Source organism: Chryseobacterium sp. UYP7, from assembly GCF_056279225.1.
This window is the reverse complement of record NZ_JBWBQW010000001.1, coordinates 696,393-710,400: the sequence shown is the minus strand read 5'-3', so window position 1 is coordinate 710,400 and position 14,008 is coordinate 696,393. Positions and strand designations below refer to the sequence as shown.

Sequence of the window (14,008 nt, the reverse complement as noted above, 5' to 3'; positions counted from 1 at the left end):
CGACGCGCCTTAAAAAAAGACGACTTATATAAAAGTTTAAAGATTACATGAAAATACTAGATCTATATATCATCAAAAAATACCTCGGAACTTTCGGGTTTATGCTGGGATTGTTGACTGTTATTGTATTGGTGATCGATGTGCAGGCAAAAGCTCCGCGTATTGAATCGAACGGATTTACTGTTACCGAATTTCTTATTAATTTTTATCCGTACTGGATCGTGAATCTGGTCATTACGTTCATGTCGATTTTGGTTTTTATTTCTGTTATTTTTTTCACATCTAAAATCGCAAATAATACAGAAATTGTTGCGATAATTAGTTCTGGCGCGAGTTTTCACCGTTTTGCAAGACCTTATTTAATGACGTCTGGATTAATCGCGATCTTTGCACTTCTGCTGAATCATTATGTTTTGCCACTTGCAAACATCAAGAAAAATGAACTGGAACCTTATACTTACAGTGCCGTAAACCGTGAAGAGTTTACAGGAAATTCTGAGGTTTCTACGCAACTTTCGAAGACAGAATATATTTTTATTAAAAGCTATAATAAGAAAGAAAAACGCGGCTCCGGATTTATTTATCAAAAATTCGATAAAAACCGTAAGCTCATTTATCAGTTGAATTCCACAGATTTTTTCTGGGAAAAGGAGAAAAAGCTATTCGTACTCAATAATTATCTGGAAAAAACGATCAATAAAGACGATACCGAAAAATTAGGAAATGGAAATACGATTAACAAAAGTTTCATTCATCCGCCAGAAGAGCTGTTTCCCGATGTTCTGCTGGGTCAAAATAAAACCACGCCCGAACTTATTAAATTCATCGACCGCGAGAAAGAGAAAGGAAATGCTAATCTGAATAATTATCTCAACGAGCTTTATCAAAGAACCTCGATGCCGGTTTCTGTTATTATTCTTACGTTTTTGGGACTGTCTTTGTCCTCCCAGAAAAAACGCGGCGGCTTAGGTGTAAATCTCGCCATCGGAATCGCTTTGGCTTTCGTGTTTGTATTTTCCTTTGAAGTTTTAAAAGTGGTCTCTGCCAATAAAACTTTGAGTCCACTTTTCGCAATGTGGCTGCCGAACTTAGTTTTTGGACCGGTTGCCCTATTTCTTTACTTTAAGCGGGCAAATCAATAAAGAAGTTGAATTTCTTTATGATAAAATTTTTTCAGACCATCATTTTCCAGTTCAACCCAAAGAAAACCTTCCTCGTCAACTTTTCGTATAATGCCATTTTGTCTTAAAGAGTCTATTTCAAAAACAGAAACCAGATTTTTTCTGAATAAATTTTGATTCACCCTAGACATCAAATCATCCTCAGTAATTTTTAAAGGTAAATTTTCGAGTAAATACTCATGAAGATCAAGCGCAAGATCCTGAAGATTACAGGCTAAACATGTTTGCGAATAAATTGAGCCTGCTTTTGGGAGATTAACAAAGTCTTCTTGTAAAACATTCAATCCAATCCCGATTAAAAAGTAAGAAATTCCGCCAATCTTTTTTTTCTCGATAAGCAAACCTGAAACTTTTTTGTTTTTAATGATGATATCATTGGGCCACTTTATGTCAACGGGGGTTTTTGTCAATATGGCAAGAAACTCCGCCAATAAAACAGCGGTATGGAAATTGAGTAAATTATCCTGAATTTTAATTAGATCTGAAGAGACCGCGATCGTAAAGGCTAAATTCAGATTATTAGCGGATTTCCAGGAATTTCCGTACTGTCCTTTTCCTTTGGTTTGGTTGAAAGTATAAAGAGTGAGCGCATCATTATTTTCTGAAGGTAGAAAATTTATGATCTCATCATTTGTTGATGAGCATTCTTTCAGGTAGATAATCGCAGCCATTTAAGAAAACTTTAAGAGTTACAGAGGGTAAATGTGAGACTAATTAAATAAAAAAACAATAAATTTGCAGATTATACAAAATTTTTAATGAATAAAATAGAAGAAAAGCAACTACTGATCGACAAAATAGTAGAGGCAATGCAAGATACTAAGGGAGAAGACATCCAAATTTTTGACTTATCGAAAATTGAAAACTCAGCAACACAAACATTCGTAATCTGCAGCGGAAATTCTACCACGCAGGTTTCTGCAATAGCAGGAAATATTGAAAAAAAGGTTCGGAATGACCTTCAGGATCGTCCGTGGCACGTTGAAGGAAACGAAAATGCTTTGTGGGTTCTTCTTGATTATGTTTCAGTTGTAGTTCATGTTTTCCAAAGGGAAACTCGCGAATACTACGAGATCGAGGAGCTTTGGAGCGATGCAAAAATCACCAAAATAGAAAATTTAACTTAATGATATTTGACGAAAGCAATTTTTTCGTCAAACTTCTTATATACAAAATATGAACAATAATAAAGGATTTAACTGGTTTTTTCCCATTGCGATTGGAGCCATTCTACTCTTTTTCTTTTCGAATATGAATAGCAATGCTGAATCTAATACGATTGATGAAGATGCATTCTACACCTTAATGCAAGAGGGGAAAGTTCAGGATGTATTAGTTTATAAAGACACCGAAAAAGCAGACGTTTTCTTGACAAAAGCTGCGAAAACAGAATTAGCGAGCAAACAGAAAGCTAAAGAAAAAAGTCCTTTCGACGCTTTCGACTTTGCGGCAAAACCTGATTACAATTTAAGTTTCGGTGATCTGCAGTTATTCTTAACGAAGTTCGATAAGATCAAACAGGATAATCCTGCCATTACCACTAAAAAAGATTACGGAATTGGAAAAAACCCAATGACTGAACTACTCTTTACTGCATTGTTTTGGATCGCGATTATGGCACTGTTCTATTTTGTGATTTTCCGCAAAATGATGGGCGGCGGTGGCGGCGGAGCTGGTGGACAAATATTCTCCATCGGTAAATCCAAAGCGAAACTTTTTGATGAAAAAGATAAGGTTCAGGTTTCCTTTAAAGATGTTGCCGGTTTAGAAGGTGCAAAAGAAGAAGTGCAGGAAGTCGTTGATTTCTTAAAAAATTCTGAAAAATATACCAAGCTTGGCGGCAAGATTCCAAAAGGAGTTCTATTAGTTGGCCCTCCGGGAACGGGTAAAACTTTATTAGCAAAAGCTGTTGCAGGAGAAGCTAAAGTACCTTTCTTCTCTCTCTCCGGATCAGATTTCGTAGAGATGTTTGTAGGAGTTGGAGCATCCAGAGTTCGGGATTTATTTGCTCAGGCTAAATTAAAATCTCCCGCTATTATTTTTATTGATGAGATTGATGCTATTGGTCGTGCCAGAGGAAAAGGCAATATGACAGGCGGAAACGACGAAAGGGAAAATACGCTTAATCAGTTGCTAACGGAAATGGACGGTTTTGGAACCGACACCAACGTTATTATCATGGCAGCAACGAATAGAGCCGATATATTAGATAAAGCTTTAATGAGAGCCGGACGATTTGACCGTTCAATCTACGTTGACTTACCGGAATTGCATGAAAGAAGAGAAATCTTCGATGTGCATTTGGCAAAAATTAAATTAGAACCGAACATTGACCGTGAATTTCTGGCTAAACAAACGCCAGGATTTAGTGGAGCCGATATTGCAAATCTTTGTAATGAAGCCGCGTTAATTGCTGCAAGAAATTCTCATGAAGCAGTTAATAAGCAGGATTTCCTAGACGCTGTAGATCGAATTATTGGTGGATTAGAAAAGAAAAACAGAGCGATTAAACCTTCAGAAAAAAGAAGAGTTGCTTATCACGAAGCTGGTCATGCTACCATTTCGTGGTTAGTAGAGCATGCAGCACCGCTTTTAAAAGTAACGATCGTTCCAAGGGGACGTTCTTTAGGAGCAGCATGGTATTTACCGGAAGAAAGACAGTTGACAACGACCGAACAGATGTACGATGAACTTTGTGCAACACTAGGTGGTAGAGCTGCGGAACAAACGATCTTCGGGAATATTTCTACTGGAGCACTTTCTGATCTTGAAAGGGTAACAAAACAAGCGCAGGCGATGGTTACCATCTACGGACTGAATGACAAAGTGGGTAACATTTCTTACTACGACAGCACCGGACAATCTGAATACAGTTTCGGTAAACCTTATTCTGAGCAAACCGCGAAGATGATTGACGAAGAAATTTCTAAAATTATTGAAACTCAATACCAGAGAGCGTTACAAATTCTAGGGGAAAATAAAGATAAGTTAGATGCTTTGGCAGCGAAACTTTTAGAGAAAGAAGTTATTTTCCGGGAAGATTTAGAAGAAATTTTTGGACAAAGAGCCTGGGATCCGGAATTAACGGAACACCCTGTTTCTAATACGCATAAAAATGAAACTCCAGAAGAAGAGCCAGTGATTATTGCACCGGACTCGGGCACTCAACTTTAAGAAAACAAATCCTGATAAAAAAATTAAAAAATAACTTATCAGGATTTTTTTTGATATTTACATTATATCAACAAATATTTTCTATTTTTGTAATAACAATCGCATAATCAATAGAAATTGAGTCTTTTCAAAAAAATTGTCGGAAAAATATTAAATCAGCCTGAAGATGAAGATACTCAGGATTTGACCAAACTTGGAGACCAGCTGAAAAATGCTGATCTCGATTATAAGTTTGCGCAGCTTTTTACGCACTCCGGCGGGTTCTTTAATTATTGCGCCGACGAAGCTGAAGCGCTTCAAACGTTGAATCACATAATGAAAATAGAAGACATTAAATCTGTTTTCTGTTGGGATTCTGATCTAAAGAATTTTTTAGATGTTGTGAACGTAACTTATACAAAGGAACTCGAACTTTTTAATGACTGCGCATTTATCACCTGCGAGTATTTGATCGCCTTCGATGGTAGGATTATGCTTTCTTATAACAACATTCAGCACTACCATTCTTCAAGACTTCCTCAAAAAATTATTATCATGGCGAATGTTTCCCAGATTGTCACTAATCTGAACGATGCGATGAGTAAAATAAAACGCAACGGAAATATCCGCAACCTCACTTCCATCAGCGGAAGCAATTCTAAACTGGATACTCCGAATAAAGACAACACAAAACTTTTCTTACTTTTGCTCGAAGATTAATTCTTCGAATTCAATTTGTAATTTCAAAAGTAAAAAACTTCTTAACTTTTAATCATAAAACCTTGGATAAAAACTTAGTGCAGCGAATTTTCGGAGGATTGTTATATGGTTTTATTGTCATCTTTTGCACCACGCCGCTCGGTTCGCAACTCCTGGATAAAATTTCGCCCAACTTAGTTTCACAACAAGATCTTTTTTACGGACTCATTACATTCTTTGCTTTTATGGGAGCTTGGGAATGTATGAAAATGATGAAATTTGATCCCAAAAGCTGGGAAAAGTGGGCAGTATTTCCTTTGATAGTTCTGGTGTTTTACCGCTTTTCAACAAGATTTTTTCACCACGGCTTTTTTTTCGATTTTAATTTATCCGAAATATTGGCGCTTTCGCTTATTGTGATTGCGGTTATCACTTTGTTTAGATTTTCTAAAGAATTATATTTTGATAATGGAAAGTTGATCTTTACTGTTATTTATACGGCACTTCCCTTCGGTTTTGCTTTAGGACTTCCGAAATTTTCATCCGTTGATCATACTTTTACTTTAGAAGTATTTTTCCTTTTCGTCTTGATCTGGAGCAGTGATTCCTTCGCCTATTTTACGGGCAAGTTTTTCGGCAAACATAAAATGGCACCTAAAATTTCACCCAAAAAGACTTGGGAAGGATTTGGTGGCGGTGTTATCCTTACTTTGATTCTGGCTTTTTTTATTGAAAGATATTATCCCGATCTGCGGGGTAACTGGATGATCGTAGGTTTTTTGGTGGCTGTTTTTGGACCTGTGGGTGATTTGGTTGAAAGCCAGCTGAAGAGAACCTTTGGAGTAAAAGACTCCGGAAACGTTATTCCGGGACACGGCGGAATCTTAGATCGTCTTGATAGTTTTATTATCTGCGCGCCTGTCGTATATTTGTACTTTATTTTAGAAAAATTTATTTAGAAAATACATGAAATTACATAAAGAATCGAAAGGGACCATTATTGTCGCAAGTATTACTTTTGCCTTAGTTGCCGTGCTTTCCATTTATTTTTTGGAAGATAATTCGCTCCTGGTAATCATTCCTTTATTAATTATTTATGGTTTGGTTTTTTGGTTCTTCCGTGTTCCAAAGCGCGACATTCAGGATCATACCGAAAATGTCATCGCACCCGTAGATGGGAAAGTCGTAATGATCAAGGAAATTTTTGAGGACGAATTGTTTCATGAAAATGTAATTCAAATTTCTATATTTATGTCGCCGCTGAATGTTCATATCTGCCGGTTTCCGGTTTCCGGTAAAGTTATTTATAAGAAATATCATCCGGGAAAATATTTAGTCGCGTGGCACGAAAAATCATCTACAGAGAATGAAAGAACAACTGTTGCAGTAGAAAGTTTGACCAATCATAAAGTACTCTTCCGACAAATCGCAGGATACGTCGCCAGAAGAATTGTTTTTAACTGTAACGAAGGCGACAGCGCAAAAGCAGGGCATGAATTCGGTTTTATAAAATTTGGATCCAGAATGGATATCTTTCTGCCTTTGGATACACAGATCATCTGCAAGATCGGTGATAAAACGAAAGGAGGAATAGATGTGATCGCCAAAATGAAGGAATAGCAAAAATCTTTTTCAAAAAATATAAGCCAGGATCGATGTCCTGGCTTTTCTATTCGAAAATTCAATACAAAATAAAAAAGGAACCAACGATTAAGTTGATTCCTTTTTAAATAGTATTGAAAATTTGAATTAGATCGGTACAAAAATTACAGCTGCAATCGCTGCAAGACCAATAGCAACACTCGAAAACAAATCTACTTTTTTAATTTCGCGCACCTCACTTTTATTGATCACAACCTCTTCTCCTTTTTTTGTTTTTGCATAAATCTTTTCTTCATCCTGTTTTAGAACTTCTACTTTATATTCTTTCGCATCATTCGTTACAATGGTGTATTTTTCGTACAAATCCAAAGAGTTCGACTGCATCGGCTTTTGTTGGCTAACCACTCTGGTTTGGCAAGAAAAAAGAAAAAATGATAAAACGATAAAAGCTAATATACTCTTCATGCTAATTTTTTTCAAATATACTAAAAACGGCGTTACTCAAAATCTTATCGTCCAAAATAATCATATTTGTCTTCGGCATATTTCGTGAAGCGATTAAGCAGTGCGACATTATCTTTTTCCATTACAGAAAGTTCCGCATCAACATTATTAGAAACAGGAATATACCAGTCTGTTTGCTCGAAGAAATTGCGATAAGTTTCTTTTTTGAAGGAATATCCATGACGCGCAAACACCGAGTTTTTAATAATTTCCAGATCTAGCTTTCTTAAATTCTTTATATCTTTTTCGCTCAGTTTCTGTTTTGAAGCATTAATTTTGAAAACCGCATCGGAAGCCATCCTGTTTTTCTCAACATTCTGTTTTTGCACTTCTCCAGTTTCCTCATCGGTAAATTTCTGAACAAAATCTTTGGGGTTACTCCAGTCGATTAGATCAGAATTTTCATCAAGCATGAAGTTGGCGTTGTAGACAAAATCTTTCTTTAAAAGTTTCAGCTTTTTTATAGGCGCTTTGACCGCTGATTTGGTATAAGCAGTCCATTTTCCTGTTAAACTGTCTCCATTTAAACTGACTTCAAAACGACCGTCGGTTTTATCATTTCCAGGCTCATCGAGAATAAAACTCTTTCCGCTTTCATTAAAAATTCCACGAAATGATCGCTGGTTTCCATTCACGATGCTCTGTCCATAAACACTGTCTACCGTAATTTTATTTATTTTTAAGGAAAGTCTTTTGACCATATCTCCGTCGTAATAGGAATCAGATTGATTGTCATACATTTTTTCCTGTCCACTAAAATCACCCGTGTAAATTCCATATAATTCTTTGTGAACATCTGCAACAGCAACAGTATCTTTTTCCACTTTTATTGAATCTGATGTTGAAGAAACGGTCTCGCCTTTCTTATTGCAGGAACTTAAATAAAGTGCAGCAACAGCCAAAAAAGTAAATTTTAAAATTTTCATATTATTTTTTTTCTGATTAAAAGTTCTATCAAAAGGATATTTGGAATCCAGCCGAGCCAGGCAACAATCTGATAAACATCCATCGGATTTGGCTGAAAAAAATAGACGATTACGACCTTCCAGATTCGCAGCGTTATCGCAGAGATTGTAAGTGCAAAGCTTCGCCACATCCATTTTTTATGAAGGTCAAATTTTTTTTCCCTTGCGAGTTGATAGGCTTTGAAAGTCGAAATCCACCATAAAATTCCTAAGAGGATAAAGGAAAGCTTCGAAAAAATACCACCATTTGCAAACCAGCCCATATAAATCCCGGAGGGAGCCGAAAAGATGAGTACTAAAAATATATAAATTTTTCCGAATGAGCGATGAAAATTTTCGATTCCGAAATTTTTTCTTAAAATGGCGAAAAAGCCTGCTAACAAAACAAAAATACTCGTATAAACGTGGGTGTAAAAAAACCATAGATATTCCGGATGACCGATAACTTCGGTTTGCTTGATCATCAGAAAACTAACGTCGGATTTTGCTGGAATATATTCTAAAGTCAACCGCAACATGAGCCAAAAAAAATAGGCAAAGCTTAGAAGCAAAACCGATCTTGAGAAAAATAAAATATATTTTTTTATGATCAACATCTAACTATGAAATTTAAACCATGAAGATAATGAAGATAATGAAGATAATGAAGATTTGAAGTGAGGTTAAGAAAATATAAATATTTTTAAGCATTATCGTGACCTATTGTAGGTGAATCCGTGATTGTTCAAAGTCATTAAATGAAAATAATATTTAAAATAAATTTTACAATTTTGAATTCAAATCCTGCGCAATAATCCAGCCTTCACTCCAGCACGCCTGAAAATTAAATCCGCCCGTTACGGCATCAATATTCAAAACTTCGCCCGCAAGATAAAAATTTTCTAAAATTTTCGAAGACATATTTTTAAAGTTGATCTCTTTAAGTTCAACACCACCTGCGGTTACAAATTCATCTTTGTAAGTAGATTTCCCGGAAACTTTCATGATATTATTACAAAGATTGCCCAGAATATTCAGTAATTCTTTTGAAGTGATGGTGGAGATATTTTTTTCCAGGTCAACTTTTGAAAGCCACAGAATGCGGTGCCAGAATCTGGTCGTAATATCAAATATTTTTGAAGTTCCGATTGATTTTTTTGGATTTTGCTGGCGGAACGTTTTAAAGATCTCTTCTGCATCTTCAATATTAATCCCAAGAAAATTAACGTGAATATCGAACTGATATTTTAAATCAGCCAATTCGCGAGCTTTCCAGGCAGAAATCTTCAGGATTGCAGGGCCAGAAAGTCCCCAATGTGTGATCAACATTGGTCCGGATTCCTCCATTTTTAATTTTGGTATGGAAACTTCGGCATGAGGGAAACTTGTTCCCATTAGGTCTTTCAGTGTTTCATTTTTAATATTGAAAGTAAAAAGAGAGGGAACAGCTTCTACTATTTGATGTCCGAGATTTTTGATGAGTTTCAAAGACTTGGGTGAACTTCCGGTTGCATAAACAACGTAATCTGCAGAATATTCTCCGGTCGAAGTCTTCACGATATATTCGTCTCCATTCTTTTCGATTTCCAGAACAACAGCCTTTGTTTTCACTTCGAAATTTCTTCTTCTTACTTCGTTCATCATTGCATCGATGATTGTTTGGGAAGAATTACTTTCAGGGAAAATGCGGTTGTCGCTTTCGATTTTTAAGGGAACATTGCGTTCTTCGAACCAAGCCATGGTATCGCCGGACTGGAACTTATGAAAAACACTCAGTAATTCTTTATTACCGCGTGGATAAAACTGCACGAGTTCCCGTAGATCAAAACAGGCGTGAGAAACGTTGCATCTTCCGCCACCGGAAATTTTTACTTTCTGCAAAACATCGGTGTTTTGTTCGAGAATAGTGACGTAGAATTTAGTTTCGTCCAGGTTTGCTGCACAGAAAAATCCTGCTGCACCACCGCCGATAATGATTACTTTTTTCTTTTTCAAATTGATTTTTTTTCACGCAAAGACGCCAAGATTTGACGCAATGAGCGCCAAGATGATTAGAGAATTCTTTTGTGCCTTTTTTGGTTGAATAATTGCAAAAATACGATTTTTCTAACCCACGATTAATGCTTAATTTTGTAAATTATAAATAAGACTTTTACAAAAGCGGAAACTGCCTCGTCTACAGGACAAGACCCTAAAAAATTAAATTATGTCTGACTATCACTATAAATTCGAGGTTCGCTGGAGCGATATTGATGCCAACAAACATTTGGCTAATTCGTCCTACGTAATGTATTGCGCGCAAACTCGCATGGCGTTTATGAACACCCACAAAATGGGCCTTAAAGAATTAAGTTATTGGGGAATTGGTCCCGTGATTTTACACGAAAGATATTCGTTTTTCAAAGAAATATATGCTGATCAAACGGTTTTTGTTTCATTGGAAATCGCTGGAATGTCGGAGGATGCAAGTATTTATCAGTTTGTTCACAAATTTTATTTACCCGACGGAACGCATTGCGCAACGGCTGAAGCCACGGGTGTTTGGATTGATACGATGTTGCGTAAATCAACGACTCCACCCGATGATGTTTTGGAGGTGATGAATGAATTTAAAGGTGAACATGTGAAAGTTTTGACGCGACAGGATTTGAAAGATTTGCCTTTTAAACCTCAAAATGTAGAAGCTTTTCATAAAATAAATACGTTTACGTGGAAAAAAGACAATCCGGAAAAGACGGAGGATCAACTGTAAATATTTGCACGCAAAGACGCTAAGATTTTATTCTTTTTTTCATGCTTTTACAAGAACTCAAAGGCTTTTCAGACCGTAAGGATGGCTCAAAAATTTCCGGAATTGATCCAGGAATTTAAACATTGATCAATACTAATTTACTTTTAAAAATATTATGCTAGAAGATAAAAACCCGCAAATGACTCCAATTTCTGCTTACGGCGAATTTGGATTGATCAAACACTTAACCGATAACTTTAGTTTTGAAAACTCCTCGACGGAAATTTCTATTGGCGATGACGCTGCTGTAATCAATCCCGAGGGCCAACAAGTGGTTTTGACTACCGATATTTTGGCGGAAGGCGTACATTTCAATCTGGGTTATGTTCCCTTGAAACATTTAGGTTATAAGGCAGTGGTAACGAATATTAGTGATATTGCGGCCATGAACGCGACTCCTACTCAGATTTTGGTGGGACTTGCAATCTCCAACCGATTTCCGGTAGAAGCTTTGGAAGAGATTTATGAAGGAATTGCTTTGGCTTGTAAACACTACAAAGTTGATCTGGTTGGTGGCGACACGACGAGTTCAACATCAGGTTTGGTGATGAGCATTACGGCCATTGGTTTGGAAAAATCCGAAAACATAGTGAAAAGAAGTGGCGCAAAAGCAGGCGACCTGTTAGTTGTAACGGGAGATTTAGGCGGTGCTTATATGGGTCTGCAGATTTTGGAAAGAGAACATTCTGTATATCTCGTGAATCCAGACATGCAGCCCGAAATGGAAGGTTATGATTATATTCTGGAAAGACAATTAAAGCCTGAAGCGCGAACGGATATTAAGAAAACTTTAAAGGAACTGGACATTCGACCAACTTCTATGATCGATGTTTCTGATGGTTTGTCTTCGGAAATTTTACATTTGAGTGATCAGAGTAAAGTGGGTTTCCATTTATATGAAGAGAAAATCCCAATGGATTCTTTAACGATTTCTACTGCCGAAGAATTGAATTTAAATCCTGTCATGTGTGCTTTGAGTGGCGGCGAAGATTACGAATTGCTCTTCACTATTGAAGCGGAAGATTTTGATAAAATTAAAAACCATCCGGATTTTACGATCGTTGGTCATGCCGTAGATCTGGAGCAAGGAAACTATTTGGTGGCGAGAGGAAGCAATGAATTAGTTCCTTTGAATGCGCAGGGTTGGGATGCTTTTCTGAATAAATAATTTTTTGAACCATAAAGCCACATAAGTTTTTTTGCTTTTAAAGTGGAAAGTGCACTGTTCATAGTTCACAAAATTTTGGTGAATATCGATTGCCACTAATACACAAATGTTTTGATGTTACGAATATTAAAATGAAATTTTTAGTAGAGAAATTATCCAGTCACCTTAATAAATTTCCATGGGAAATCTTAACCACACTTAGAGTCTAAATAACCTTAATGTTTCAATTTACATTTTGGTAAAAATAACAAAAGCGACCCCAATTGGAGTCGCTTTTTTGCTGAAGTTTTTATAAAAAAATTGATTTATTTGTAATCTTTGCTGCTTCTCATCGGCTCTTTTTGTTCCGGCCATTTTGCAACTTCTCCTTTTTCGTTTGAGGGCATTACGCGTTTTACTCGACTTGTAAACTCTGGATCTTCCGACGCCATGTAGGCTAAAGTTGCGGTGAGAATGACGTTATTTTTAACCTCATCAAAAACAATTTTATCATACGTGTCTTTCGTCGTATGCCATGTGTAACCAAAATATCCCCAGTTCAGGGAACTTAATGAAAACCCCGGAACGCCCGCTGCGACAAACGAAGCATGATCTGATCCGCCTTCACCCGGACTTCCCGGAAACGTAGATTTGATTTGATCTTTAATATTTTTTGGAACTGCACTCAGCCAATTACCAATATAGCTGTAAGAATCTACAAATCCCTGTCCGCTGATATCTACAACGCGACCTGTTCCGTTGTCTTGATTAAAGGCGGCTTGCATACCTTTCATAATTTCAGGATTGTCGGCAACAAAACCTCTGGATCCATTCAGTCCCTGTTCTTCACTGCCCCAAAGTCCAACCACAATTGTTCGCTTATTGTTCGGATAATATTTTTTCAGGATCCGGATCGTTTCTAACATTGTTAAAACTCCGGTTCCGTTATCTGTAGCACCTTGCGCACCGTCCCAGGAATCTAAATGTGCGGAAAGAATCACATATTCGTTTGGCTTTTCTTTCCCTTTGATCATTCCGATCGTATTGAAAGAAGGAGCGTCGGGTAAAACTTTAGATTGAGTATCGATTTTTAATTTTGGTTTCTCGTTGTTTTGTGCCATTCTGTAAAGCATTCCATAATCTTCGAGTTCGATGTCGAACATTGGAATTTTCTTTGTTTTGGCGCCGAAGATCCTGTTGGCTCCCATAATTCCGGTCCAGTTAGAAATAGCGATTCCGGCAGCTCCGGCATTTTCTAAGGCTTCCGGTAGGGTATTATTATCGTAACCAATATTTTTTACGTAATCACGAAATTGTTTCGTTGCCTCCGCTTTTTCAGCTTTTAGTTTCTCATATAATTCCGGCAATGCAAACTCTTTGATCTGATCATCGGAACGACCGATCTTTTGATATTGCGCCATTAAAACTATTTTCCCTTTTGCGGAAGGAAGCCATTTATCAAATTCTGCTTTAGATGAAACATTCGGAAGGATCACCACTTCTGCTTCAATGGGTTTTTTAGTAGCTGGACTCCAGGCCAATTGTGTTGCAACCAAAGTTTTAACCCGTGGATAAACCATATCAACATGCGTGATACCGCGTTCCCAACCTTTCCAGGTTCCAAACTGCTGAAGTTCTGCTTCAACACCCCAAGACCGCATTTTTTCTGCAGTCCATTTATTGGAAGCAAGCATTTCTGGTGTTCCTACAAGACGCGGTCCGATCTTATCTAAAAGTTCATGCGCCATTGTTTCGAGTTGAGAATTATTTTGCGCTTCGTTTACAAAATTCTGCACCACAGGATTTAGCTGTTCCTCTTGCTTTGTTTGGGCAGAAGTAAATGAAAACTGGGTTGCCACAAGCAACACGGACATTGATAAAAAGATGTTCTTCTTCATATTTTTTACTAAGTTTCGCATAAAGATACTTAATTATGTTAATCTGAAAAAAACTGGAACAAACTGTCGGTTGGTTAGAAGCGAAACCT

General features: G+C 37.0%; 14 protein-coding genes. 8 read left to right on the top strand and 6 right to left on the bottom strand.

From position 1 onward, the window contains the following. The first annotated feature begins 47 nt into the window (after nucleotides 1-47). Nucleotides 48-1,142, top strand: coding sequence for an LptF/LptG family permease (locus ACZ9HT_RS03365; protein WP_476039030.1), 1,095 nt, complete (start codon nucleotides 48-50; stop codon nucleotides 1,140-1,142). On the opposite strand, the gene ACZ9HT_RS03360 is transcribed toward ACZ9HT_RS03365, so the two are convergent. After that, entirely contained in the window at nucleotides 1,136-1,852 is a 717-nt protein-coding gene (locus ACZ9HT_RS03360) for a biotin--[acetyl-CoA-carboxylase] ligase (protein ID WP_476039029.1), read from the bottom strand. The two genes, ACZ9HT_RS03365 and ACZ9HT_RS03360, sit on opposite strands and share 7 nt — an antisense overlap. Before the next feature lie 87 nt (nucleotides 1,853-1,939). Between ACZ9HT_RS03360 and rsfS the strand changes: the two genes are divergently transcribed. The 5 genes from rsfS to ACZ9HT_RS03335 all read left to right on the top strand — a co-directional run bounded on the left by rsfS (nucleotide 1,940) and on the right by ACZ9HT_RS03335 (nucleotide 6,653). Beyond that, the gene (gene rsfS, locus ACZ9HT_RS03355) at nucleotides 1,940-2,308 is read left to right on the top strand and encodes a ribosome silencing factor (RefSeq protein ID WP_476039028.1); all 369 of its coding nucleotides are present in this window, start codon (nucleotides 1,940-1,942) and stop codon (nucleotides 2,306-2,308) included. A gap of 49 nt (nucleotides 2,309-2,357) precedes the next feature. Further along, nucleotides 2,358-4,355 (top strand): ATP-dependent zinc metalloprotease FtsH, encoded by a 1,998-nt coding sequence (gene ftsH, locus ACZ9HT_RS03350; RefSeq protein ID WP_476039027.1) that lies wholly within the window; start codon nucleotides 2,358-2,360, stop codon nucleotides 4,353-4,355. Nucleotides 4,356-4,472: 117 nt separating this feature from the next. Further along, the gene (locus ACZ9HT_RS03345; RefSeq protein ID WP_476039026.1) at nucleotides 4,473-5,054 is read left to right on the top strand and encodes an LUD domain-containing protein; all 582 of its coding nucleotides are present in this window, start codon (nucleotides 4,473-4,475) and stop codon (nucleotides 5,052-5,054) included. A 62-nt stretch (nucleotides 5,055-5,116) separates the two neighbouring features. Further along, the gene (locus ACZ9HT_RS03340) at nucleotides 5,117-5,992 is read left to right on the top strand and encodes a phosphatidate cytidylyltransferase (RefSeq protein ID WP_476039025.1); all 876 of its coding nucleotides are present in this window, start codon (nucleotides 5,117-5,119) and stop codon (nucleotides 5,990-5,992) included. 7 nt (nucleotides 5,993-5,999) lie between these two features. Next, complete coding sequence (locus tag ACZ9HT_RS03335) at nucleotides 6,000-6,653, top strand: phosphatidylserine decarboxylase family protein (protein WP_476039024.1); 654 nt, start codon at nucleotides 6,000-6,002, stop codon at nucleotides 6,651-6,653. 129 nt (nucleotides 6,654-6,782) lie between these two features. On the opposite strand, the gene ACZ9HT_RS03330 is transcribed toward ACZ9HT_RS03335, so the two are convergent. The 4 genes from ACZ9HT_RS03330 to ACZ9HT_RS03315 form a co-directional block, all read right to left on the bottom strand. Beyond that, nucleotides 6,783-7,100 (bottom strand): bacteriophage spanin2 family protein, encoded by a 318-nt coding sequence (locus ACZ9HT_RS03330; protein WP_476039023.1) that lies wholly within the window; start codon nucleotides 7,098-7,100, stop codon nucleotides 6,783-6,785. Between the two features lie 44 nt (nucleotides 7,101-7,144). Then, nucleotides 7,145-8,065: a YARHG domain-containing protein gene (locus ACZ9HT_RS03325; RefSeq protein WP_476039022.1), complete on the bottom strand. Its 921-nt coding sequence runs from the start codon at nucleotides 8,063-8,065 to the stop codon at nucleotides 7,145-7,147. Continuing rightward, nucleotides 8,062-8,700: a DUF2306 domain-containing protein gene (locus tag ACZ9HT_RS03320; protein ID WP_476039021.1), complete on the bottom strand. Its 639-nt coding sequence runs from the start codon at nucleotides 8,698-8,700 to the stop codon at nucleotides 8,062-8,064. The genes ACZ9HT_RS03325 and ACZ9HT_RS03320 overlap by 4 nt, the downstream gene beginning before the upstream one ends. 166 nt (nucleotides 8,701-8,866) lie before the next feature. After that, nucleotides 8,867-10,078, bottom strand: coding sequence for a BaiN/RdsA family NAD(P)/FAD-dependent oxidoreductase (locus ACZ9HT_RS03315; RefSeq protein WP_476039020.1), 1,212 nt, complete (start codon nucleotides 10,076-10,078; stop codon nucleotides 8,867-8,869). 211 nt (nucleotides 10,079-10,289) lie between these two features. Between ACZ9HT_RS03315 and ACZ9HT_RS03310 the strand changes: the two genes are divergently transcribed. Further along, nucleotides 10,290-10,835 carry an acyl-CoA thioesterase gene (locus ACZ9HT_RS03310; protein WP_476039019.1) on the top strand — a complete coding sequence of 182 codons (546 nt, stop codon included), beginning with the start codon at nucleotides 10,290-10,292 and terminating at the stop codon, nucleotides 10,833-10,835. Between the two features lie 154 nt (nucleotides 10,836-10,989). Continuing rightward, on the top strand, nucleotides 10,990-12,042 hold the full coding sequence (thiL, locus tag ACZ9HT_RS03305; protein ID WP_476039018.1) for a thiamine-phosphate kinase: 1,053 nt from the start codon (nucleotides 10,990-10,992) through the stop codon (nucleotides 12,040-12,042). Nucleotides 12,043-12,347: 305 nt separating this feature from the next. On the opposite strand, the gene ACZ9HT_RS03300 is transcribed toward thiL, so the two are convergent. After that, the gene (locus ACZ9HT_RS03300; protein WP_476039017.1) at nucleotides 12,348-13,919 is read right to left on the bottom strand and encodes a M20/M25/M40 family metallo-hydrolase; all 1,572 of its coding nucleotides are present in this window, start codon (nucleotides 13,917-13,919) and stop codon (nucleotides 12,348-12,350) included. Between the last annotated feature and the right edge of the window lie 89 nt (nucleotides 13,920-14,008).

Bases quoted from the DNA above. Each gene is read 5' to 3' on its own strand.
- ACZ9HT_RS03365 (WP_476039030.1), top strand. From the start codon at position 48: ATGAAAATACTAGATCTATATATCATCAAAAAATACCTCGGAACTTTC.
- ACZ9HT_RS03360 (WP_476039029.1), bottom strand. From the start codon at position 1,852: ATGGCTGCGATTATCTACCTGAAAGAATGCTCATCAACAAATGATGAG.
- rsfS (WP_476039028.1), top strand. From the start codon at position 1,940: ATGAATAAAATAGAAGAAAAGCAACTACTGATCGACAAAATAGTAGAG.
- ftsH (WP_476039027.1), top strand. From the start codon at position 2,358: ATGAACAATAATAAAGGATTTAACTGGTTTTTTCCCATTGCGATTGGA.
- ACZ9HT_RS03335 (WP_476039024.1), top strand. From the start codon at position 6,000: ATGAAATTACATAAAGAATCGAAAGGGACCATTATTGTCGCAAGTATT.
- ACZ9HT_RS03330 (WP_476039023.1), bottom strand. From the start codon at position 7,100: ATGAAGAGTATATTAGCTTTTATCGTTTTATCATTTTTTCTTTTTTCT.
- ACZ9HT_RS03325 (WP_476039022.1), bottom strand. From the start codon at position 8,065: ATGAAAATTTTAAAATTTACTTTTTTGGCTGTTGCTGCACTTTATTTA.
- ACZ9HT_RS03320 (WP_476039021.1), bottom strand. From the start codon at position 8,700: ATGTTGATCATAAAAAAATATATTTTATTTTTCTCAAGATCGGTTTTG.
- ACZ9HT_RS03310 (WP_476039019.1), top strand. From the start codon at position 10,290: ATGTCTGACTATCACTATAAATTCGAGGTTCGCTGGAGCGATATTGAT.
- thiL (WP_476039018.1), top strand. From the start codon at position 10,990: ATGCTAGAAGATAAAAACCCGCAAATGACTCCAATTTCTGCTTACGGC.
- ACZ9HT_RS03300 (WP_476039017.1), bottom strand. From the start codon at position 13,919: ATGAAGAAGAACATCTTTTTATCAATGTCCGTGTTGCTTGTGGCAACC.